Here is a 23,771-nt window from a genome sequence, read left to right as displayed (position 1 = left end):
ATGGTAGAGTCTTATAGTAAAAATGCCAACCACAATATGCGCCGGCCAGTGGTTAAAGACGAGATCGTTGACTTTATGCGCACGCGTCAAAAACCGGTAGCAGGTGCCTTGGAGGAGTTAGAAGCATTCGCCCGCAAGGAAAATATTCCGATTATTCCGCATGAAACGGTAGCTTACTTTAGACTACTCCTGCAAGCCCTACAACCAAAGAAAATCCTGGAAATTGGGACAGCAATTGGATTTTCAGCGCTCTTAATGGCTGAAAATGCTCCCGATGCACAAATTACCACTATTGATCGGAATGAAGAGATGATTGGCTTTGCCAAGGAAAATCTGGCTAAATACGATCAGAGAAAACAAATCACCTTGCTTGAAGGAGATGCAGTAGATGTCTTGCAGGATTTAACAGAGACCTATGACTTTGTCTTTATGGACTCTGCTAAGTCTAAGTACATCGTCTTTTTGCCACGAATTCTCGAACTCTTAGAGGTTGGGGGAGTCGTGGTATTGGATGATATTTTCCAAGGAGGAGATGTTGCCAAGGACATCATGGAAGTGCGTCGTGGGCAACGAACCATTTACCGGGGGCTTCAGAACCTCTTTCATGCGACTCTCAATCATCCAGATTTGACCGCTAGTTTGGTGCCACTTGGAGATGGTATTTTGATGATTCGGAAAAATACAGAGACGGTAACCTTGCCAGATCCTAGCTCTTTTTAGGTAAATTTAAGGTATTCTCTCTAATTTGTGGTAAAATAGAAGAAGTTTAAAAAGGAACGGAGAATAATTTTTATGAAGAAAAAACTTGTAGCAGGTGCTGTGACCTTGCTATCAGTCGTAACACTAGCAGCGTGTGCCAATGGCACAAACAAAGATATCGTGACCATGAAAGGGGACACGATTACAGTTTCTGATTTCTATAATGAAATCAAAACCAACCAAGGTGCTCAACAAGTTCTTTTCCAAATGACCATCAATAAAGTCTTTGAAAAAGAATATGGATCAAAAGTTTCTGATAAAGAAGTCGATAAAGAATTGGCTAAACAAAAGAAACAATTAGGCAAGCAATTCGATGCTTACTTGGCGCAACAAGGCTTGACGGAAGAAACAGCGAAGAAACAAATCCGTAGCAATATGTTGTTGGAATATGCAGTCAACCAAGCTGCTAAGAAAGATATCAAAGAGTCTGACTACAAGGCGGCTTTTGAATCTTACACACCAGAAGTAACAGCACAAATTATCAAGTTAGATTCAGAAGATAAAGCAAAAGAAGTGTTGGAAGCAGCTAAAGCGGAAGGTGCAGACTTTGCCCAAATCGCCAAAGACAATTCAACAGATACTGCTACAAAAGACAAAGGTGGCGAAGTCAAGTTTGATTCAGGAACAGCAGATATTCCATCTCAAGTCAAAGAAGCTGCCTTTAAGTTGGATGAAAATGGGATTTCAGATGTGATCACAGTTTCAGCAGGTCAAAACTATTCTGCTAGCTACTATATTGTCAAATTGAATAAGAAGACAGAAAAAGGCTCTGACTGGAAGAAATACGAAAAACGTTTGAAAGAGATCATTGTTGATGGTCGTAAGCAAGATACCAACTACATCCGTAGCATTATTGCAAAAGCGATGACCAATGCCAATATCAAGGTCAAAGATGATGCTTTCAAATCAACATTTAACCAATATTTGCAAAATATCGGTGTTCAAACAAGTGATAGCAGCTCATCATCTAAAAAATAGTTGACGGTTCCATTTGGAACTTGTATAATGAAATAGTTGAGAATAAATCATTGTTACTCGGAATCAGAGAAGTGGCGGGGGTGCGAGCCATGGAAGAGAAATGATTTTGCTACTCGGCTGAGACAATTGCATATAAAATGAAGAATGACAAGTTCATTGAATGAAGGTGGTACCGCGGTTTTTCGCCCTTCGTTTAGTGGCTTGTCTTTTGTTTATGGGCAGTTGTCTGGAGCTTTTTAAAGGAGATCAAAAGATGCGAACCTATCAAGTGAAACAAAAATTTCGATTGGGTGGCGAGCGGTTCGATATCAAAGATGAGTTGGGAGATGTTGAATACCAGGTTGAGGGATCTTTTCTTAAGATTCCCAAGACTTTTACCATCTATGATAAGAATGGGAAAGAAGTGAGCCACATTACTAAAAAAACAATCAGCTTTCTTCCCAAGTTTGTGGTTGAGTTGAAGGATGGGGACCGCTTTTTTATCCATAAAAAGCTGACGCTCTTTAGAGACAAATACGATATCGAAGATTTGGGACTTCGGGTACAAGGAAATATCTGGGACCTAGAATTCAAATTATTCGATGATCGGGATCAAATCGTCGCTGAGATTAGCAAGGAACTCTTTCATCTAACCTCTACCTACCAAGTATCGGTCTATGAGGATGAATACGCTGATTTAGTCATCTCACTTTGTGTCGCCATCGATTATGTCGAAATGTTAGAAGCTGGCGCAAATTAATCTTAAAAAAATTAGGAGACAAATATGAAACAATTATCTAGTGCACAAGTCCGCCAAATGTGGCTTGATTTCTGGGCAAGCAAAGGCCACTCAGTAGAACCATCTGTTAGCTTGGTTCCAGTAAACGATCCAACACTTTTGTGGATCAACTCAGGGGTTGCCACTCTTAAGAAATACTTCGATGGAACCATCAAACCTGAAAACCCACGGATTACTAATGCTCAAAAAGCTATCCGTACCAATGATATCGAAAACGTAGGGAAGACGGCTCGTCACCATACCATGTTTGAAATGTTGGGGAACTTCTCTATCGGAGATTACTTCCGTGATGAAGCCATCACCTGGGCTTATGAGCTTTTGACAAGTCCGGAATGGTTTGATTTCCCTAAAGACAAACTTTACATGACCTATTACCCTGATGACAAGGATTCATACAACCGTTGGATCGCTGTTGGTGTGGATCCAAGTCACTTGATTCCAATCGAAGACAACTTCTGGGAAATCGGTGCGGGACCTTCTGGACCAGATACAGAAATCTTCTTTGACCGTGGAGAAGCCTTTGACCCTGAAAATATCGGTCTTCGTCTGCTTGCGGAAGATATCGAAAACGACCGTTACATCGAAATTTGGAATATTGTCTTGTCACAATTTAACGCTGACCCTGCTGTTCCTCGTAGCGAATACAAGGAATTGCCACACAAGAACATTGATACGGGCGCTGGTTTGGAACGTTTGGTAGCCGTTATCCAAGGGGCGAAGACTAACTTTGAAACAGACCTCTTCATGCCGATCATCCGTGAAGTGGAAAAGATGTCTGGTAAAACCTATGATCCAGATGGCGATAACATGAGCTTCAAGGTGATTGCTGACCACATCCGTTCGCTTTCATTTGCGATTGGAGATGGGGCTCTTCCTGGTAATGAAGGACGCGGTTACGTTCTTCGTCGTCTCCTCCGTCGTGCTTCTATGCATGGTCAAAAATTGGGGATCGAAGGAACCTTCTTGTATAAATTGGTTCCAACTGTTGGGAAGATCATGGAAAGCTACTACCCAGAAGTACTTGAAAAACAAGACTTTATTGAAAAAATCATCAAGAGTGAAGAAGAGTCATTTGCTCGTACCTTGAACTCTGGTCAACACTTTGCCCAAACCATCGTTGAAGACTTGAAAGCCAAAGGTCAAACAGTGATTGCTGGACAAGATGTCTTTAAACTTTATGATACATACGGATTCCCAGTAGAATTGACAGAAGAAATCGCTGAAGAAGCTGGAATGACAGTCGATCGTGACGGTTTTGAAGCAGCTATGAAGGAACAACAAGAACGGGCGCGTGCATCTGCTGTCAAAGGTGGATCTATGGGGATGCAAAATGAAACCCTTCAAAACATTACAGTTGAAAGTAGCTTCAACTACAATGCTAGCCAATTGCCTTCTAAGTTGGTGGCTATCGTAGCGGATAATGCAGAAGTAGAAGCTGTATCTGAAGGGACTGCATCACTGATCTTTGCAGAAACTCCATTCTATGCTGAAATGGGTGGACAAGTTGCGGACCATGGTCAAATCTTGGATGCTGCAGGAAACGTCGTAGCGACTGTGACAGACGTTCAAAAAGCACCAAATGGACAACCACTTCATACTGTTGAAGTTCTTGCTCCTCTTGCCTTGAACCAAGAATACACCTTGGCGATCGATACCAATCGTCGTCATCGTGTTATGAAGAACCACACTGCAACTCACTTGCTCCATGCGGCTCTTCACAATATCCTTGGTAACCATGCAACCCAAGCAGGATCTCTTAACGAAGTAGAATTCCTTCGCTTTGACTTTACTCACTTCCAAGCTGTGACTCCAGAAGAATTGCGTGCTATTGAGCAACAAGTCAATGAAAAGATTTGGGAAGCGATCGCAGTCGAAACGATTGAAACAGATATCGATACTGCTAAAGAAATGGGAGCTATGGCCCTCTTTGGTGAGAAATACGGTAAGGAAGTTCGCGTAGTCACTATCGGGGACTACTCTGTTGAGCTCTGTGGTGGTACCCACGTAGGCAATACTTCTGAAATTGGACTCTTCAAGATTGTCAAAGAAGAAGGGATCGGATCAGGAACTCGTCGTATCTTGGCAGTGACTGGTAAGGAAGCCTTCGAAGCTTATCGTGAACAAGAAGATGCTCTGAAAGCAGTCGCAGCAACCTTGAAAGCACCTCAACTCAAAGAAGTCCCTCACAAGGTGGAAGGTCTTCAAGAACAACTCCGTCAATTGCAAAAAGAAAATGCAGAATTGAAGGAAAAAGCAGCAGCAGCGGCAGCAGGCGATGTCTTCAAGAATGTTCAAGAAGCAAACGGCCACCGTTACATTGCCAGCCAAGTTTCTGTATCAGATGCAGGTGCCCTTCGTACCTTTGCCGATAACTGGAAACAAAAAGACTACTCTGATGTCCTTGTTCTTGTCGCAGCCATCGGTGATAAGGTAAACGTCCTTGTAGCCAGCAAGACAAAAGATGTGCATGCAGGAAATGTGATCAAAGAATTAGCTCCAATCGTCGATGGACGTGGTGGTGGAAAACCAGACATGGCCATGGCAGGAGGAAGCAACCAAGCGAAAATCCAAGAATTGTTGGATGCCGTAGCAGGTAAATTGTAATAATCGGAGAGGTTGGATGTTTGTCCAACCTCTTTTTTCAAAAAAAAGCAGATCCAATTAGAAAAAGATTGCAACAAAAAAACCTTTCCGTCTGGAAAGGTTTCAGATTGAAGATAAAGTCTTCTAAAAAACTTTCCTTAGGTGAGTACGGACGTCAGCGAACTTCAAAGAAGTTCCATGACTTAGTTTTGGACCTAAGGTTCCAAAACTCCCGAGTGCTAGAAACATGATTGTTTCTAGCACTTTTCTCACGGCGGAAAGTTTTTAATCTTCAAAAAATAAAAGTCACTTTTTGAAAATCATCTATCTGTTTTATGTAAAACAATAGGTTGTCTATATTTAAAAACCTTTCCATCTGGAAAGGTTTTTGTCTTATAGGCCGTAGTTGTAATCGTCATCCTGCATGGCTTCTACTTCACCGAGAAGGTAACCATTTCCGACTTGAGAGAAGAAGTCGTGGTTAGAGGTACCGGTTGAGATTCCGTTCATAACGATTGGGTTAACGTCATCTGCTGAGTCTGGGAAAAGCGGATCTTGTCCCAAGTTCATGAGGGCTTTATTAGCGTTGTAGCGAAGGAAGGTCTTGACTTCCTCAGTCCAGCCCACACCGTCATAGAGGCTCTCTGTGTAACCTTCTTCATTCTCATAGAGAGTGTAGAGCAGATCATACATCCACTCTTTGAGTTTTTCTTGTTCTTCTTCTGGTAATTCGTTAAATCCAAGTTGGAACTTGTAGCCGATATAGGTTCCGTGAACAGATTCGTCCCGAATGATCAACTTGATGATTTCAGCTACGTTGGCTAATTTGTTGTTTCCAAGATAGTAGAGAGGTGTGAAGAAACCAGAGTAGAAGAGGAAGGTTTCAAGGAAAACGCTGGCGACTTTCTTTTCAAGGGGAGTTCCATTGAGGTAGATTTCGTTGATGATTTCTGCCTTCTTTTGAAGGAAAGGATTGGTGTTGGTCCATTCGAAAATCTCTTCGATTTCTGACTTAGTATTCAAAGTAGAAAAGATAGAAGAGTAAGACTTAGCATGGACAGATTCCATGAATTGGATGTTGTTAAAGACAGCTTCTTCGTGTGGAGTACGAATATCCGCACGAAGAGCTTGAACACCTGTTTCAGATTGCATGGTATCTAGAAGGGTCAATCCCCCAAAGACTTTACCAACTAGGTCTTTTTCTTTATTCGACAACTTTCTCCAGTCATCCAAGTCGTTTGACAAAGGGATACGTGTATCCAACCAGAATTGCTCTGTCAGTTTTTCCCAGGTCGATTTATCGATGACATCTTCGATCGCATTCCAGTTAATGGCTTTGTAGTATGTTTCCATTTGCATCACTTTCTTTTTCTATTCATTCAATCGTTACTATTCTACCATAAATTGATAGAATACCGCACAAAAAGTCGGCGAACCGACTTTTGATAGCTATCTAGGATAGCGGATTAGATGACACAGCTTTCACATTGGTTGGCGCCAACTTCTCCACCATCATCTGTAAAGGTACGGACGTAGTAGATAGACTTGATACCCTTGTTAAAGGCGTAGTTTCGAAGGATAGACAAGTCACGAGTGGTTTGTTTGTTTTCAGTTTTCCATTCGTAAAGACCCTTTGGAATATCGCTGCGCATAAAGAGAGTCAGTGAAAGACCTTGGTCTACATGTTCAGTTGCGGCAGCATAGACATCGATGACTTTTCGCATATCCATGTCGTAGGCAGAAGTGTAGTAAGGAATCGTTTCCGTTGACAATCCTGCTGCAGGGTAGTAGATTTTACCGATTTTTTTCTCTTGGCGTTCTTCAATCCGTTGTGTAATTGGGTGGATAGAAGCAGATACGTCATTGATGTAGCTGATAGATCCATTTGGTGCCACAGCCAAGCGGTTTTGGTGGTAAAGACCATCTGCCTTGACTTTATCACGAAGTTCAGCCCAGTCTTCTGCACTAGGAATGAAAATGTCCTTAAAGAGTTCTTTGACGCGATCAGATTTTGGTACAAATTCTCCAGTCATGTACTTATCAAAGTATCTACCGTTGGCATAATCAGATTTTTCAAAATTGTGGAAGGTAACACCACGTTCGCGCGCAATGTTATTTGATTCTACGAGAGTCCAGTAGTTCATGAGCATGAAGTAGATACTTGTGAACTCAACAGACTCAGGTGATCCGTATTCAATCAATTGTTGCGCAAGGTAGCTGTGAAGTCCCATTGCTCCAAGTCCGAACGAATGCGCCAGTTTATTTCCGTGGTCAATGGTTGGAACGGCCACGATATGAGAACTATCGGTAACGAAGGTTAAAGCACGAACCATGGCACGAATCGAACGTCCAAAATCAGGTGAAGTCATCATGTTAACTACGTTGGTTGAACCAAGGTTACATGAGACGTCTGTTCCCATTTGGACAAATTCTTGGGCATCGTTGATCAAGCTTGGTTCTTGAACTTGGAGGATCTCTGAACACAAGTTACTCATGATGATTTTTCCATCAACTGGGTTGGCCCGGTTAGCAGTATCGATGTTGACTACATATGGATAGCCAGATTCTTGTTGCAATTTAGAAATTTCAGTTTCCAAATCACGTGCCTTAATTTTTGTCTTGCGGATGTTTGGATTAGCAACCAACTCATCGTATTTTTCAGTGATGTCGATGTAGTTGAATGGTACTCCGTATTCACGTTCCACAGAGTATGGGCTGAAGAGGTACATTTCTTCATTTTTACGAGCCAACTCGTAGAACTTGTCTGGCACGACGACCCCAAGTGAGAGAGTCTTCACCCGAACTTTTTCATCAGCATTTTCTTTCTTAGTTGAAAGGAAGGCGATGATGTCTGGGTGGAAGACGTTGAGGTAAACCACCCCAGCCCCTTGGCGTTGTCCCAATTGGTTAGAGTAAGAGAAGCTATCTTCGAAGAGTTTCATAACTGGAACCACTCCAGAAGCGGCTCCTTCATACCCTTTGATTGGTGCTCCAGCTTCACGAAGGTTGCTGAGGGAAATCCCAACCCCACCACCGATACGTGAAAGTTGAAGGGCAGAGTTGATGGAACGTCCGATCGCATTCATATCATCGGTTACTTGGATCAAGAAACATGAAACCAATTCTCCACGGCGGGCACGTCCAGCGTTTAAGAAAGAAGGAGTAGCTGGTTGGTAGCGTTGGTGGATAATTTCGTTTGCGATGTCTCGCGCGATAGCTTCATTTCCATCTGCAAAATAGAGAGCATTGAAGAAGACACGGTCTTCCATGCTTTCAAGATAGTATTCTCCATCATTTGTTTTCAAAGCGTATTGGTTATAGAATTTGTAGGCCGCCATGAAGGACTTGAATTGGAAGTTTTGGTCTTTGATAAATTGGGCCAATTCCTCTAAAAATTCAGGACGGTATTTCTCGATAAAAGCTCTCTCAATGTAATTGTGCTCGAGAAGGTACTGAATCTTGTCTGTAATCGAGTCAAAGGCTTTAGTATTTGGTACAACATTTTCTTTAAAGAATGCATCCAAAGCTTCTTTATCCTTATGAAGCATGATTTGGCCGTTTACTGGACGGTTGATTTCATTGTTAAGACGAAAATACGTCACATCTTCAAGAGATTTTAATCCCATAATAATCCTTTTCTAGTTCAAAAAAATGAAGAGGAGAAGTCCTCTCTTCCCAAGTAAAAAGTCTAGTGTTAGGTTGCTAACGCTAGACCCTATTTAAGCAAAATACTGTGTTTATTATGAAAGTTTCTTCAACTTAGCTGGTTGAAAACCAGAAAATACTTCATCCGGTGTTTGAATAACTGGAGCAGCATTGAAGCCAAGGTTCTTAACATGCTCTACAAATTCTGGCTGTTCGTCTAAGTTAATTTCGCGGTATTCCACATGATTGCTATCGAGGAATCGCTTGGTCATTTTGCATTGAACACAATTATTTTTTGAATAAATGGTTACCATTTCTTTTCCGTTCTCCTATCGAAATATAAATCTGTAAACAGTATAAACAAAATCCAGCAACTTGTCAACAAAATAAAACTAAATATTGTGCAAAGAGATGAAATGGAGTTTTCAAAGCACAATATATTGTGGTGAGTGAAAAGTGTGAAAATCGAAGAAATGGGATAGGAATAGGCTTTAAAGCATCTTTAATTAGTTATAATTTTTTGGTGAATCAATATCCTGTGGTTAAACAGCTTCTTTTCATTGAAAGCGGAGGAAAATGTTACTTATAATATAGTAGAAAATTGAAAAGATATTTTCTCTGTTCTTCAGTTGCTTCTTAAAATGTATCTAAATTGGGATTTTTCGCAGTCTTTTTCTGTAAGTCAGTGATAAAAATCTTGAAAAAAATTTCAAAAGATGATATAATACCAAATTGTAAGGGTTATCAAAAGGTAACTCAAAAACTATTTTTAAAAAGGAGAGTCAAACTATGGCTTCTAAAGATTTCCACATCGTGGCAGAAACAGGTATCCACGCACGTCCAGCAACTTTGTTGGTTCAAACTGCTAGCAAATTTGCTTCAGATATTACTCTTGAATACAAAGGTAAATCAGTTAACTTGAAATCAATCATGGGTGTTATGAGCCTTGGTGTTGGTCAAGGAGCAGACGTTGTAATCTCTGCAGAAGGTGCTGACGCTGATGATGCGATCGCAGCTATTTCAGAAACAATGACTAAAGAAGGATTGGCTTAAAAATATGACAAAAATGCTAAAAGGAATTGCAGCATCTGACGGTGTTGCCGTTGCTAAGGCATATTTGCTCATTCAACCAGACTTATCATTTGAGACTGTTTCAGTCGAAGATACAAGTGCAGAAGAAGCTCGTTTGGATGCAGCTCTTGAAGCTTCACAAAACGAGCTTTCTCTTATTCGGGAGAATGCAGTAGCAAGCCTTGGTGAAGAAGCAGCGCAAGTTTTTGATGCGCATATGATGGTTCTTGCTGACCCTGAAATGATTGGTCAGATCAAAGAAACGATTCGTACGAAAAAAATCAATGCAGAAGCTGGCTTGAAAGAAGTCACTGACATGTTCATTGCGATCTTTGAAGGAATGGAAGACAATCCTTACATGCAAGAACGTGCAGCAGATATTCGTGACGTTACCAAACGTGTCCTTGCCAACTTGCTTGGGAAGAAATTGCCAAACCCTGCTTCTATCAATGAAGAAGCAATCGTGGTTGCGCATGACTTGACTCCATCTGATACAGCACAGTTGAACAAAAAGTATGTAAAAGCTTTTGTCACGAATATCGGTGGACGTACCAGTCACTCAGCTATCATGGCTCGTACACTTGAAATCGCAGCTGTTCTTGGTACAAATAACATTACAGAACTTGTCAAAGATGGCGATGTTTTGGCTGTTTCAGGGATCACTGGTGAAGTTGTGATCAACCCTACTGAAGAACAAATCGCAGAGTTCAAAGCAGCTGGTGAAGCTTATGCTAAACAAAAAGCTGAATGGGCTCTCCTTAAAGATGCGAAAACAGTGACTGCTGATGGAAAACACTTCGAGTTGGCTGCTAACATCGGTACACCTAAAGATGTTGAAGGTGTGAACGATAACGGTGCAGAAGCTGTTGGTCTCTATCGTACAGAATTCTTGTACATGGATTCTCAAGACTTCCCAACGGAAGATGACCAATACGAAGCTTACAAAGCTGTTCTTGAAGGTATGAATGGTAAACCTGTGGTTGTTCGTACAATGGATATCGGTGGGGATAAAGAACTCCCTTACTTTGATCTTCCTAAAGAAATGAACCCATTCTTAGGTTTCCGTGCTTTGCGTATCTCTATCTCTGAGACAGGTAACCAAATGTTCCGTACACAATTGCGTGCCTTGCTTCGTGCATCTGTTCACGGTAAATTGCGGATCATGTTCCCAATGGTTGCTTTGTTGACAGAGTTCCGTACGGCTAAAGGTATTCTTGAAGAAGAAAAAGCTAAATTGCTTGCTGAAGGTGTTGCTGTGGCAGATGATATCCAAGTAGGGATCATGATTGAAATCCCAGCTGCTGCAATGCTTGCGGACCAATTTGCTAAAGAAGTTGATTTCTTCTCAATCGGTACAAATGACTTGATCCAATACACAATGGCTGCTGACCGTATGAACGAACAAGTTTCATACCTTTACCAACCATATAACCCATCAATCCTTCGTTTGATCAACAACGTGATCAAAGCAGCTCACGCTGAAGGCAAATGGGCAGGTATGTGTGGTGAAATGGCCGGTGACCAAACTGCTGTTCCACTTCTTGTCGGAATGGGCTTGGATGAGTTCTCTATGTCAGCGACATCTGTCCTTCGTACACGTAGCTTGATGAAGAAACTCGACACAGCTAAAATGCAAGAATACGCTAACCGTGCTCTGACTGAATGTTCAACCATGGAAGAAGTGCTTGAACTTTCTAAAGAATACGTGAACGTAGACTAAGAATGAATCAAATACTAAGACACATCTGTCTTAGTATTTTTTTTGATTTTTTTACTTTTTTTATAAAAATGTCCATTTCATTCGTAATAAACTAGTTAGTAATAAAAACATTGACTAAAATGTTCGGTTTTTTGTTTAAATTTCCTCGTATATATAGTATAATCGTAAGTAAGAAAAGGGGGATGACCAAGGAAGGATAGAAAAGGTTCGGGAAAGAAAATGGAAAAACTTTTCCTGATATTTTTACATGATTTTACAGGAATCAACTTGAAAATTAAGTGATTTTATAGTAAAATAATATCAAATAGAAAACGCTTTCAAAAGCAAAGAGGTGAGTATATGGATAGAAGCACAGACTTATGGACATTTGGAAGAGGGGATAATTTCCATCTTCAAGAGTACTTAGGAGCTCACAAGGAAACAAGGGGAGAACAAGAAGGTTTTACCTTCCGTGTTTGGGCTCCCAATGCTCAGGCTGTGGATCTGATTGGTGATTTCACTGATTGGGAAGACCGTAAAATTCCAATGGTTCGTAATGAAGGAGGCGTCTGGGAAGTCTTCTGTTCGGATGCAAAAGAGGGAGATATCTACAAATATTTGGTGACACGAAATAATGGTCATCAGGTTCAAAAAATTGATCCTCTAGCGTTATGGATGGAAAAACGACCCAATACAGGGTCTATCATTAAGACCATTCCGGAAAAGAACTGGAAAGACGGTCTTTGGAGAGCACGCCGTAAAAAACTTGGTTTTAAGGAACGACCTGTTAATATCTATGAGGTTCACGCAGGATCTTGGAAACGAAATGATGATTATAGTTCCTATACTTTCAAACAACTAAAAGAAGAACTCATTCCATATCTGGTAGAGATGAACTACACCCACGTAGAATTTATGCCAGTGATGGCCCATCCATTGGGATTGAGCTGGGGTTATCAGCTCATGGGCTATTTTGCCCTCGAGCAGACTTATGGTAGCCCAGAAGAGTTTCAAGACTTCGTGGAAGAATGTCACCTCAACAATATCGGAGTGATTGTGGATTGGGTGCCTGGCCATTTCATTATCAATGATGATGCCTTGGCTTATTATGATGGAACACCAACTTTTGAGTATCAGGATGAACATCGGGCCCATAACTATGGTTGGGGGGCTTTGAACTTCGATTTAGGAAAAAATCAAGTACAGTCATTCTTGATTTCTAGTTTGAAGTTTTGGATTGACACCTATCATTTAGATGGAATTCGGGTTGATGCCGTGAGCAATATGCTCTATCTCGATTATGATAGTGGTCCATGGACACCAAATATTGATGGGGGAAACCTCAACTATGAAGGGGTTCATTTCCTCAGACGTTTGAATGCGATTATCAAGAACGAACACCCAGATGTTATGATGATTGCTGAAGAAAGTTCTGCTGGTCAAAAGATCACAGGCCCAGAAGAAGAAGGTGGTCTAGGCTTTGACTATAAATGGAATATGGGTTGGATGAATGATATTCTCCGATTCTATGAGGAAGACCCGGTCTACAGGAAATTTGACTTTAATCTGGTGACCTTTAGTTACATGTATGCATTTTCTGAGAATTTCTTACTACCATTTTCACATGATGAAGTGGTGCACGGTAAGAAGAGTTTGATGCATAAGATGTGGGGAGATCGTTACAATCAATTTGCTGGACTTCGTAACCTCTTAACCTATCAGATCTGCCACCCTGGTAAGAAACTACTCTTCATGGGTTCAGAATTTGGTCAATTTTTGGAATGGAAGTCAGAAGAGCAACTGGAATGGGGCAATCTAGAGGATGAAATGAATGCGAAGATGCGTCGTTTTACTTCTCAGCTCAATCATTTCTACAAAGAACACAAGGAATTGTGGGAGATTGATGATAGCTTTGATGGCTTGGAGATTATAGATGCAGATAACCGGGATCAGAGCGTCTTGTCTATGATCCGGAAAAATCGTAAAGGCGATCTTTTGGTTTGCGTCTTCAATATGGCACCAGTAGAACGCAAGGACTTTACGATTGGTGTGCCTGTATCAGCGGTCTATGAAGAAATTTGGAATACAGAATTAGAAGAATGGGGAGGTGTCTGGAAAGAGCACAATCCGACAGTTCAGTCTCAAGATGGACTGTGGAAGGATTATGAACAAACTTTGACCTTTACTTTGCCGGCTTTAGGGGCTAGCATTTGGAAGGTGAAACGGAAGGTTCGCAAAACGAAATCTAAAACATCAGATAAAAAATGATGATCGGTTGACTCTAAGGGAGTCCAAGCTTTAAAAAGAGGAAGTAGTCAATGAAGAATGAAATGCTCGCTTTAATTCTTGCCGGAGGGCAAGGAACACGTCTTGGAAAATTAACCAAAAACATCGCGAAACCTGCGGTTCAATTTGGTGGGCGCTATCGGATTATCGATTTTGCTCTCTCAAACTGTGCCAACTCAGGAATTCACAATGTTGGTGTGATTACACAGTATCAACCACTTGCCCTTAACAGCCATATTGGGAATGGTTCCAGCTGGGGCTTGGATGGAATCAATACGGGTGTGTCTATTCTCCAACCTTATTCAGCTAGTGAAGGAAATCGGTGGTTCGAAGGAACTAGTCATGCGATTCTCCAAAACATCGACTATATCGATAGCATCAATCCGGAATATGTCTTGATTCTATCTGGGGATCATATCTACAAGATGGATTACGATGACATGCTTCAAGCACACAAGGATAATAACGCAAGCTTGACTGTTGCCGTCCTAGATGTTCCTTTGAAGGAAGCAAGCCGTTTTGGAATCATGAATACAGATGCCAATAATCGGATTGTCGAATTTGAAGAAAAACCAGCTGAACCAAAATCTACCAAGGCTTCCATGGGGATTTACATCTTTGACTGGGCTCGTCTGCGCAATATGTTGGTTGCTGCTGAAAAGAGCGATATCGATATGTCAGACTTCGGTAAAAATGTCATTCCAACTTATCTAGAATCAGGCGAAAGTGTTTATGCTTATGAATTCAATGGCTATTGGAAAGACGTTGGTACAATTGAGTCTCTTTGGGAAGCCAATATGGAATATATCGATCCAAATAATGCCTTGGATAGTCGCGATCGTCACTGGAAAATCTATTCACGCAACCTCATTTCTCCACCAAACTTCTTTGGGGAACATGCTCACATCGAAGATTCTCTTGTCGTCGATGGTTGTTCGGTAGACGGTACAGTCAAACACTCCATCTTATCAACAGAAGCTCAAGTTCGTGAAGGAGCAGTTGTCGAAGATGCTGTCGTGATGAGCAATGCCATTATCGGTAAAGGAGCTGTTGTGAAACGCGCGATTATTGGAGAAGGCGCAGTCATTGCAGAAGGTGTCGTGATTGATGGAACAGAGGAAGTAAAAGTTGTCGGTTACAATGAAAAAGTGGGGGTAGCAACAGATGAAGATTGATAAATATTCAGCCATTTTAGGAAATACAGTTGGGTATCATGATATGTCCACTTTGACCAGCCATCGTCCGGTAGCCTCCCTACCGTTTGATGGGAAATACCGCTTGATTGACTTCCCATTGTCTAGCCTTGCGAATGCTGGTATTCGTAGTGTTTTTGGGATTTTCCAACAAGAAAATATTAGTTCGGTCTTTGACCATATTCGTTCAGGTCGTGAGTGGGGCTTGTCTACTTTATTGAGCCACTATTACCTTGGAATCTATAATACTCCAGTTGAAAATACAACGGTAGGGCCAGAATACTACCAACAATTATTGACCTATTTGAAACGGTCTGGTTCCAACCAAACAGTTGCTTTAAACTGTGATGTTTTGATGAATATTGACCTCAATCAAGTTTTCCACTTGCATAATAGCGTTGACCGTCCGATTACAGTTGTTTACAAAAAGTTGCATCCTCAAAATATCTCTGAAGTGAATGCGATTCTACAGATTGATGAGACAGACCATGTTACGGAGCAAAAACTGTTTGACAGCAAGTCTCCTGATGAAGTCTACAACATGTCAACAGATGTCTTTATTGTGGATACCCCTTGGTTGATTGAAAAAATAGAAGAAGAAGCCAAGAAAGAATACCCACAAAAACTGCGCTATATCTTGCGTGATTTGGCGGTGGAATACAATGCTTTTGCCTTTGAATATACAGGCTACCTTGCCAATATTCATTCAGTGGAATCCTACTACCAGGCAAACTTGGATATGTTGGAAAACCAAAAATTCATGAAGCTCTTTTCACCAAATCAAAAAGTGTATACGAAAGTGAAGAATGAAGAACCAACGTATTATTCCAAGACTTCACATATTAAATCGTCTCAATTTGCTTCGGGTAGTATTGTAGAAGGAACCGTTGAACGCTCCGTTGTTTCACGTCGAGTATACCTTCATCAAGGTTCAGAGGTCCGCAGTAGTCTTCTCTTCCCTGGTGTTGTGATTCATGAAAATGCAATCGTCGAACATGCCATCCTGGATAAGGGTGTCGAAGTGGCTGCTGGTGTGACGATTCGTGGGACAGAAGAAGCACCTGTCGTGGTTAAAAAAGGAACGATTGTTACAGAGGATATTGTCTAATGAAACTATTATTTGTTGCAGCTGAAGGAGCACCGTTTTCTAAAACAGGTGGTTTGGGAGACGTTATTGGCGCTCTTCCTAAATCCTTAGCGAAAAGTGGTCATGATGTGCGCGTGATCCTCCCTTACTATGATATGGTAGAGGCCAAGTTTGGAGATCAAATCGAAGATGTCTTGCATTTTGAGACCAAGGTTGGCTGGAGAAGTCAATATGTGGGTGTGAAACGCATTGTGCGCGATGGCGTCACCTTTTACTTTATTGATAACCAACATTATTTCTTTAGAGGACATGTGTATGGTGACTTTGATGATGGTGAACGCTTTGCCTTCTTCCAGCTCGCGGCCTTAGAAACGATGGAACGGGTTGACTTCATTCCAGATGTTCTTCATGCCCATGATTACCATACAGCGATGATTCCTTTCTTGCTGAAGGAAAAATACCGTTGGATTCAAGCTTATCATGGAATTAAAACAGTATTGACTATCCATAATTTGGAATTCCAAGGTCAGTTCGACCCAGGAATGTTATGGGACCTATTCGGAGTTGGATTTGAACGCTATGCAGATGGAACTCTTCGGTGGAATGATTGCCTGAACTGGATGAAAGCTGGTATTCTATATGCTGACCGTGTAACAACCGTTTCTCCTAGCTATGCGCATGAGATTATGACTGCTGAATATGGTTGTGGCTTGGATCAGATCCTTCGAATGGAGTCTGGCAAGGTGACCGGAATTGTTAACGGGATTGATGCAGATCTGTATAATCCTGAAACGGATCCACTCTTGACGTATCACTTCAGTCTCTCAGATCTTTCAGGTAAAGCAGCTAGTAAACGAGCTCTTCAAGAACGTGTCGGTCTACCTGTTCGCGATGATGTTCCTTTGTTTGGGATCGTCTCTCGTTTGACACGTCAAAAAGGCTTTGACGTTGTGGTAGAAGAGTTGCATCAACTCTTGCAAAAGGATATTCAGATTGTCTTGCTCGGTACAGGAGATCCTGGATTTGAAAATGCCTTTGCTTGGTTTGGTCAAGCCTACCCAGATAAACTTTCAGCGAATATCACATTTGATGTCCAATTGGCCCAAGAAATCTATGCAGCGTCGGATGTCTTCTTGATGCCAAGCCGTTTTGAACCGTGTGGTCTTTCTCAAATGATGGCCATGCGTTATGGAACCCTTCCTTTAGTGCATGAAGTCGGCGGACTTCGAGATACGGTCCAACCGTATAATGCTGTTGATGGAAGTGGAACAGGCTTTAGCTTCAATAATTTGTCTGGCTATTGGTTTAACTGGGCAGTTGATGAAGCCTTGGCTGTCTACTACAATGACAAACAGGCTTGGTATGGTCTGCAAGAGCAAGCTATGACGCGTGACTTCTCATGGGATACGGCTAGTCAACGATACAATGATTTGTACCAATCCTTATAAATAGATCTATAATACAAACGCCTTTCGAGGCGTTTTTTGTGTTGCTTTCTTCCGATAAAGAAAACGGTTTATTTTTTTGAGTTATAGAGCTTGCTAAAATAGAAGAAAAAAGATAAGATAGGTAAAGGTAAAAAATCCCGGGAAGGTTCTTATTTCTGGAAAGGATCCCATCCTCTCTAAAAATAATCAGGTCCCTGCTCGAGGGTTAAATATTACTATATAGGAATTTTAGGATGAAAAAAGCGAAACAAACGTTTGAAAAAATGACCAAATATTCGATTCGGAAATTAACTGTCGGTGTTGGTCCGGTGGCCATTGGAGCCTTTTTATTAGGAGGAAGCCTGTTAGGGGTTCGTCCTGTCCAAGCAGATCAGGTGACCCTACCTGCTCATGTGCACTTAGGATATGTGACAGAAGAAGAGCTGACTGCTGAAGAAAAAGCACAGGTGATTCATGCAATCCCTGAAGAGTATCAAAATGAAGATACTTTCTATCTCGTCTATAAGAAGAAGGAAGCAATTCAGTCGGTTCTTCCTCAGACAGGAAGTCAGGAAGTCGCCCTTTTTGGGCTAAGTCTAGCCACAGCTTCCTTTGCGGTCCTCTTACTCTCTAAAAAGCACCGGAAGAAGGTCATGGGCGTCCTTTTGATTGGAGCCATGGGACAAAGTCTTCTACTTCCAGTTGAAGTCGCAGCCCTACAAAATCAAGTTTTGCGCGCCTATAATCAGGATCTTGCGATCGCATCGAGCAAAGATCTTGCAAATGGCGTGATTCAAATTGACGGCTATGACTATATTGGTTATCTGCGCTACCCGTCAGTCCAAAAGACGAGCTTACGAGAGCCAAAGGCTATGCAGGAAACGAAACCTTCTGTAGAAGGAACGATCAAAACAAGTACAGGTATTCCACAAGTGGAAGCACAAGCGCGTGTGACCCCAGAAGTCTCTCCAGCCTTTCCTCAAGTTGAAAAACCAAGCCTGGAAGTCTCTACTGAGCCTGTGCCATTTGAAACTGTCAAACAAGCTGATCCTACATTACCTAAAGGGCAAACCAAGGTGCTGACTGCTGGTCAAAATGGGGAGCGGACCCTATTGACAGAAGTGAGTGTGGTAGATGGACAAGAAGTTCGCAGAGTCGTTGAAAGCAAGGTCACTAAAGAACCAGTTTCACAAATTCTTGCTGTTGGGACAAAAGAAGATGCCCAACCAACCCCTCAACCCAGCCCTTCTCCAGTTGTAACGGCTAAGGGGACGCAAGAAGAAGGCCATGTTGGCGAAGCCCCTGTTCAACCAGAGAACCCAGCCTATACAGGTGTGGTGGAAGCCAAAGGGACACAAGAAGAAGGCCATGTTGGCGAAGCCCCTGTTCAACCGGAGAACCTAGTCTATACAGGCGTAGTGGAAGCTAAGGGGACACAGGAAGAAGGTCATGTCGGTGAAGCTCCTGTTCAACCAGAGAACCCAGCCTATACAGGTGTGGTGGAAGCCAAAGGGACACAAGAAGAAGGTCACGTCGGCGAAGCCCCTGTTCAACCGGAGAACCCAGCCTATACAGGTGTGGTGGAAGCCAAGGGAACACGGGAAGAAGGCCATGTCGGCGAAGCTCCTATTCAACCAGAGAACCCAACCTATCAAGTAACGGAAGGGACGGTAACAGAGACAGAAACGGTAATCCTTCCATATGAAACAGAGTATGTAACGGACGCCAATCGTTACACCGATGAAGAAAGCCTCCTTCAGAAAGGCGAGGCTGGTAGCCAGGAGATTCGTCGAGTTTATAAGACGGTCAATGGTGAGAAGATTGGCGAGCCTCTCAGTACGACCACTGAAACGGTAAAAGCTCCTGTGACAGAAAAAATTAGTCGTGGGACTAAGGCGATTGAAGACCAAACAGAGGATGTTTCGTATGAGGAAATTCCATTTAAGACGGTAACCGAACAAGATGCTACCTTGCTAAAAGGAACCGAAAGGGTTTCTCAAGCTGGTAAGAATGGGAAGAAGAAAATCACCAAGGTCTACAAGACCATCAAGGGGGTTAAAACGGCGGATGCTCCTACTGTTTCTGAGGAAGTAGTTGAACAAGCCCAAGATCAGATCATTCAACAAGGGACCAAAGAACTTGAAAAGCCTACCTTAACTTTGACCCAGGTTGATAAGGAAGAATTGAAGCGCAGTGCTAAAGCTACTTATCATTTGGATAAACCAGACGGTGTGACCATCAAGTCCATCCAGGCTGTATTGAAGAAGGGTGATCAAGTGGTGAAAACCCTGACCCTTTCAGAGACGGACTTGGCAGCTGCTTTAGCGGACTTGGACTACTACAAGGATTATACGCTCGCAACGACCATGGTGTATGACCGTGGAAATGGGGATGAAGAAGAAGTTCTCAAGGAAGAACCACTGAGAATTGATCTTAAAAAAGTTGAAATCAAAAACATCAAGGAAACCAGTCTGATTAGCGTGGATGACCAAGGCCTTGAGACCGATCGTAGCCTCTTGTCAGAAACACCATCAGATGTGAAGCCTTACTACTTAAAGGTCACTACCTATGATAATAAGGTTACAAAACTAGCCGTTGATAAAATTGAAGAAGTAACGGTAGATGGCGTGACCCTCTACAAAGTAACAGCCAAAGCTCCTGATCTCATTCAACGGACTGCGGACAACCAGTTCAGTGAGGTCTATGTCCACTATATTGCGAAACCCAAAGCACATGAAGGTGATATCTACTACAATTTCAACGAACTTGTAAAAGCTATGCAAGCCAATCCGACTGGTACCTTTAAACTGGGTAGCAATATGAATGCGGCTAATGTCCAGTCAGCAGGGAAATCCTATGTGACCAATGCCTTCAAGGGAATTTTGGAAAGTACGGATGGAAATACATTTGCCATCCATAACATTACAAGACCATTATTTGGGAACATCGAAGGTGGCTCGGTTAAGAATCTCTTGCTTGAAAATGTCAATATTGACCTACCTGGGACAGATCGAGTAGCACCAATCGCAGGTGTTATCAAAAACAATGCAACTGTTGAAAATGTTAAAGTAACAGGAAGTGTTGTCGGGAACAATGACGTAGCAGGGATCGTCAATAAAATTGATGGCAGTGGGAAAGTAAGTAATGTCGCCTTTATCGGGAAACTGCACGCCGCTGGGAACAAAGGTGGCTATCTAGCGGGTGTTGTTGGTGAGAACTGGAAAGGTGTCGTTGAAAAAGCTTACGTTGATGCTGAAATCACTGGGAACAAAGCCAAAGCTGCAGGTCTCGTTTATTCCTCTCAAAATGGTGGAAATAACCACACAGTAGGTAAAGAAGGGGTTCTCAGAAACTCCGTTGCTAAAGGTTCGATTGAACTCAAAGAAGCGGTTCAATCGGGTGGATTACTAGGGACCAACTGGGCCTTGGGGACTATTGAAGACAACATCACCATGATGAAAGTCAAAACGGGTGAGATGGTCTTTGGTCACTCAGATATTGACGCAGATGATTACTTCACCTATTCAAGAACCAAGCGCAATTACAGCGTGGAAGGCGTGAGTGAAGGGAAGAAATCCTTTAACAACTCCCGTAAAATCCCTAGCATCTCGCTGGCAGAAGCTGAGCAGAAAATCGAAGCAATGGGAATTACAGCTGATACATTCACCAGCAGCAAACCGATTGAAGACACGCTCAATCACCTTGTTAGCAAAGACGATCAATACAAGGCCATCACTGCTTACGATGCGACTCGTGAGCTGGCTTACCGTAATATTGCTAAATTGCAACCATTCTACAATAAAGAGTGGATTGTCGACCAAGGGAATAAATTGGCTGCGACGAGCCCTCTTTTGACCAAGGAAGTCTTGTCTGTGACCGCTATGAAGGGCAATGATTTTGTCACTGAACTAGCAGATGCTGATCACATCCTGATCCTTTATGCCGATAAGACCAAAGATGTCTTTAGCATGACACCGAAAGATTCTAAAGTCAAACAAGTCAAAGAGTACAGTGTGGCGGAGCTCGGTGAAGTAGTCTACACGCCAAATATGGTGGACAAGGACCGTAGCGATCTCATCAGTGCCATCGTAGAGAAATTAAGTCCTGTAGAATTGCAATCAGATCCAATCTACACTCACTTAGGTCGAACAGGACCTAACAAAGTCAATGCCATTAAGAACCTTTACCTCGAAGAAAGTTTCCAAGAAGTCAAGGATAATCTGACTCACTTTGTCAAACAACTGGTTGAAAACCAAGACCATCAATTAAACACAGATGAGGCTGCTAAACGTGCCCTTATCAAGAAAGTTGATGACAACAAGGCGGCCGTTCTTTTAGGGCTTTCTTACCTCAATCGCTATTACGGAGTGAAGTTCGATGATGTCAATCTTAAGCAGCTCATGTTGTTCAAGCCAGACTTCTATGGGAAGAATGTTGATGTCTTAGACCGTTTGATTGAAATTGGTTCAAAAGAAGACTACATCAAAGGAACTCGTACCCATGATGCCTTCCGAGAAGTCGTTGCGAAGTCTACTCTTTCTAGCAACCTAAATGACTTCCTGAAGTACAATATGGACCTCTTTACAACTGATACAGACTTGAATGATTGGTTCATCAAAGCAACCAAAGACAATGTCTATATTGTGGAGCCTGAGACGACCAATCCAGCTTTCGCATCTGCTAAGCATAGAGCCTATGAGGGCTTAAACAATGATGTTCACGGTAAAATGATCTTGCCACTCTTGAACTTAAAAGATGCCCATATGTTCTTGATTTCAACATACAATACCATGGCTTATAGTTCCTTCGAGAAATATGGTAAGAACACGGAAGCAGAGCGGAATGCCTTCAAAGCGGAAATTGACAAGGTGGCGAAAGGGCAACAAAATTATCTCGATTTCTGGTCACGTCTAGCAACGGATAAGGTTCGCAATCAACTCTTGAAGAGCAATAATATGGTGCCGACCCCTGTCCTTGATAACCAAAACTACAAGGGCATTAGTACAGACCGTTACGGCCATACCAACAGTGGCAAAGATGTCGCTCCAATCCGTGAATTGTATGGTCCAACCGATCGTTACCATGCGACAGATTGGCGCATGGGAGCTGTGGCGCGAATTTACGGAAACCCATATAAAGACGACTCTGTTTTCTTCATGGTGACCGATATGATCAGTGACTTTGGGGTCTCTGCCTTTACCCACGAAACAACGCACGTCAATGACCGCATGGTATACTTAGGTGGTTGGAGACACCGAGAAGGAACCGATATCGAAGCCTTTGCCCAAGGCATGTTACAAACGCCATCCGTATCCAATCCAAATGGGGAATACAAGGCCTTAGGTATCAACATGGCCTATGAACGTCCAAATGATGGGAACCAATGGTACAATACCAATCCAAATGATTTGAAGTCACGTGACGAAATTGATCGGTATATGAAAGGCTATAACGACACCCTCATGCTTCTGGATTACCTAGAAGGAGAAGCTGTCCTCAACAAAGGCAGTCAAGACTTGAACAATGCATGGTTCAAGAAGGTTGATAAACAATACCGAGGGGCTAACACCAAGAATCAATTTGATAAGGTACGTCCTTTGAGCGATGAGGAAAAAGCGATCACCTTACATTCAGTAGATGATCTCATCACCAACAACTTCATGACCAATCGTAGTCCTGGAAATGGAGTCTATAATCCATCTGACTTTGGCTCCGCCTATGTGACGGTACCGATGATGACAGGGATCTATGGTGGAAACACCAGTGAAGGGGCTCCTGGAGCCATGTCCTTCAAACACAATACCTTCAGACTCTGGGGTTACTATGGCTATGAAAAAGGCTTCTTAGGCTATGCTTCAAACAAGTATAAACAAGAATCCAAACAAGCAGGTCATGCGACTCTAGGGGATGATTACATCATTCAAAAGATTTCTGATGGGAAATTCAGTACCCTTGAAGACTGGAAGAAAGCCTACTTCAATGAAGTGGTAACCAGTGCCAAAAATGGACTTCAGGCTATTGAAGTGGATGGGACTACTTATAGCTCTTATGAGGACTTAAAACAAGCCTTTGCAACTGCGGTTGAAAAAGATCAGGCCAGTTTGAAGAATGGTTCTGTCAAATTTGACAATACCCTTGCCTTGAAAGAAAAAATCTTTAAGAAATTACTGCAACAAACAGACAGTTTCAAAACGTCTATCTTTAAATAATCGAATTCTCTCATCTGCTGAGCAGGTGAGAGTTTTTTAGAAGAAAAAATGAATAG

14 protein-coding genes are annotated in these 23,771 nt (G+C 42.2%); 11 read left to right on the top strand and 3 right to left on the bottom strand.

Annotated features, from left to right (window positions below; translation table 11 throughout):
- The 4 genes from H7T97_RS06670 (at position 1) to alaS (ending at position 5,119) form a co-directional block, all read left to right on the top strand.
- Positions 1–720, top strand: a complete 720-nt coding sequence (locus tag H7T97_RS06670; RefSeq protein WP_049496750.1) for an O-methyltransferase — start codon at positions 1–3, stop codon at positions 718–720.
- Positions 721–792: 72 nt separating this feature from the next.
- The gene (prsA, locus tag H7T97_RS06665) at positions 793–1,737 is read left to right on the top strand and encodes a peptidylprolyl isomerase PrsA (RefSeq protein ID WP_049483480.1); all 945 of its coding nucleotides are present in this window, start codon (positions 793–795) and stop codon (positions 1,735–1,737) included.
- Positions 1,738–1,990: 253 nt separating this feature from the next.
- Positions 1,991–2,476 (top strand): LURP-one-related/scramblase family protein, encoded by a 486-nt coding sequence (locus H7T97_RS06660; protein ID WP_201089842.1) that lies wholly within the window; start codon positions 1,991–1,993, stop codon positions 2,474–2,476.
- Between the two features lie 24 nt (positions 2,477–2,500).
- Complete coding sequence (gene alaS, locus H7T97_RS06655) at positions 2,501–5,119, top strand: alanine--tRNA ligase (protein WP_201089840.1); 2,619 nt, start codon at positions 2,501–2,503, stop codon at positions 5,117–5,119.
- Positions 5,120–5,491: 372 nt separating this feature from the next.
- Here alaS and nrdF read toward each other — a convergent pair whose 3' ends face one another.
- From nrdF to nrdH, 3 genes are all read right to left on the bottom strand, one after another.
- The gene (nrdF, locus tag H7T97_RS06650) at positions 5,492–6,451 is read right to left on the bottom strand and encodes a class 1b ribonucleoside-diphosphate reductase subunit beta (RefSeq protein ID WP_003011591.1); all 960 of its coding nucleotides are present in this window, start codon (positions 6,449–6,451) and stop codon (positions 5,492–5,494) included.
- A gap of 113 nt (positions 6,452–6,564) precedes the next feature.
- Entirely contained in the window at positions 6,565–8,724 is a 2,160-nt protein-coding gene (nrdE, locus tag H7T97_RS06645; protein ID WP_023917690.1) for a class 1b ribonucleoside-diphosphate reductase subunit alpha, read from the bottom strand.
- Between the two features lie 114 nt (positions 8,725–8,838).
- A complete protein-coding gene (gene nrdH, locus H7T97_RS06640; protein WP_003006408.1) occupies positions 8,839–9,057 on the bottom strand; it encodes a glutaredoxin-like protein NrdH in 219 nt (72 codons plus the stop codon).
- A gap of 475 nt (positions 9,058–9,532) precedes the next feature.
- On the opposite strand from nrdH, the gene H7T97_RS06635 reads away from it, so the two are divergent.
- The 7 genes from H7T97_RS06635 to H7T97_RS06605 all read left to right on the top strand — a co-directional run bounded on the left by H7T97_RS06635 (position 9,533) and on the right by H7T97_RS06605 (position 23,715).
- A complete protein-coding gene (locus H7T97_RS06635; protein ID WP_003006411.1) occupies positions 9,533–9,796 on the top strand; it encodes a phosphocarrier protein HPr in 264 nt (87 codons plus the stop codon).
- Between the two features lie 4 nt (positions 9,797–9,800).
- Entirely contained in the window at positions 9,801–11,534 is a 1,734-nt protein-coding gene (gene ptsP / locus H7T97_RS06630) for a phosphoenolpyruvate--protein phosphotransferase (RefSeq protein WP_003006414.1), read from the top strand.
- Between the two features lie 339 nt (positions 11,535–11,873).
- Positions 11,874–13,781 carry a 1,4-alpha-glucan branching protein GlgB gene (gene glgB / locus H7T97_RS06625; protein ID WP_201089838.1) on the top strand — a complete coding sequence of 636 codons (1,908 nt, stop codon included), beginning with the start codon at positions 11,874–11,876 and terminating at the stop codon, positions 13,779–13,781.
- Between the two features lie 50 nt (positions 13,782–13,831).
- Positions 13,832–14,974: a glucose-1-phosphate adenylyltransferase gene (locus H7T97_RS06620; protein ID WP_201089836.1), complete on the top strand. Its 1,143-nt coding sequence runs from the start codon at positions 13,832–13,834 to the stop codon at positions 14,972–14,974.
- A complete protein-coding gene (gene glgD, locus H7T97_RS06615; protein ID WP_061591123.1) occupies positions 14,964–16,100 on the top strand; it encodes a glucose-1-phosphate adenylyltransferase subunit GlgD in 1,137 nt (378 codons plus the stop codon). The genes H7T97_RS06620 and glgD overlap by 11 nt, the downstream gene beginning before the upstream one ends.
- Positions 16,100–17,527, top strand: a complete 1,428-nt coding sequence (gene glgA / locus H7T97_RS06610) for a glycogen synthase GlgA (protein ID WP_003006424.1) — start codon at positions 16,100–16,102, stop codon at positions 17,525–17,527. The genes glgD and glgA overlap by 1 nt, the downstream gene beginning before the upstream one ends.
- A gap of 233 nt (positions 17,528–17,760) precedes the next feature.
- On the top strand, positions 17,761–23,715 hold the full coding sequence (locus H7T97_RS06605; RefSeq protein WP_201089834.1) for a ZmpA/ZmpB/ZmpC family metallo-endopeptidase: 5,955 nt from the start codon (positions 17,761–17,763) through the stop codon (positions 23,713–23,715).
- Positions 23,716–23,771 lie beyond the last annotated feature (56 nt).

Origin of the sequence: Streptococcus parasanguinis (assembly GCF_016648925.1) — a bacterium.
In the GTDB taxonomy this organism is placed as follows: Bacteria; Bacillota; Bacilli; order Lactobacillales; family Streptococcaceae; genus Streptococcus.
This window is presented reverse-complemented; position numbering and strand designations above follow the sequence as displayed.

Excerpts from the sequence above, each read along its gene's own strand:
- H7T97_RS06670 (WP_049496750.1), top strand. The coding sequence starts at position 1 with ATGGTAGAGTCTTATAGTAAAAATGCCAACCACAATATGCGCCGGCCA.
- prsA (WP_049483480.1), top strand. The coding sequence starts at position 793 with ATGAAGAAAAAACTTGTAGCAGGTGCTGTGACCTTGCTATCAGTCGTA.
- H7T97_RS06660 (WP_201089842.1), top strand. The coding sequence starts at position 1,991 with ATGCGAACCTATCAAGTGAAACAAAAATTTCGATTGGGTGGCGAGCGG.
- alaS (WP_201089840.1), top strand. The coding sequence starts at position 2,501 with ATGAAACAATTATCTAGTGCACAAGTCCGCCAAATGTGGCTTGATTTC.
- nrdF (WP_003011591.1), bottom strand. The coding sequence starts at position 6,451 with ATGGAAACATACTACAAAGCCATTAACTGGAATGCGATCGAAGATGTC.
- nrdE (WP_023917690.1), bottom strand. The coding sequence starts at position 8,724 with ATGGGATTAAAATCTCTTGAAGATGTGACGTATTTTCGTCTTAACAAT.
- nrdH (WP_003006408.1), bottom strand. The coding sequence starts at position 9,057 with ATGGTAACCATTTATTCAAAAAATAATTGTGTTCAATGCAAAATGACC.
- H7T97_RS06635 (WP_003006411.1), top strand. The coding sequence starts at position 9,533 with ATGGCTTCTAAAGATTTCCACATCGTGGCAGAAACAGGTATCCACGCA.
- ptsP (WP_003006414.1), top strand. The coding sequence starts at position 9,801 with ATGACAAAAATGCTAAAAGGAATTGCAGCATCTGACGGTGTTGCCGTT.
- glgB (WP_201089838.1), top strand. The coding sequence starts at position 11,874 with ATGGATAGAAGCACAGACTTATGGACATTTGGAAGAGGGGATAATTTC.
- H7T97_RS06620 (WP_201089836.1), top strand. The coding sequence starts at position 13,832 with ATGAAGAATGAAATGCTCGCTTTAATTCTTGCCGGAGGGCAAGGAACA.
- glgD (WP_061591123.1), top strand. The coding sequence starts at position 14,964 with ATGAAGATTGATAAATATTCAGCCATTTTAGGAAATACAGTTGGGTAT.
- glgA (WP_003006424.1), top strand. The coding sequence starts at position 16,100 with ATGAAACTATTATTTGTTGCAGCTGAAGGAGCACCGTTTTCTAAAACA.
- H7T97_RS06605 (WP_201089834.1), top strand. The coding sequence starts at position 17,761 with ATGAAAAAAGCGAAACAAACGTTTGAAAAAATGACCAAATATTCGATT.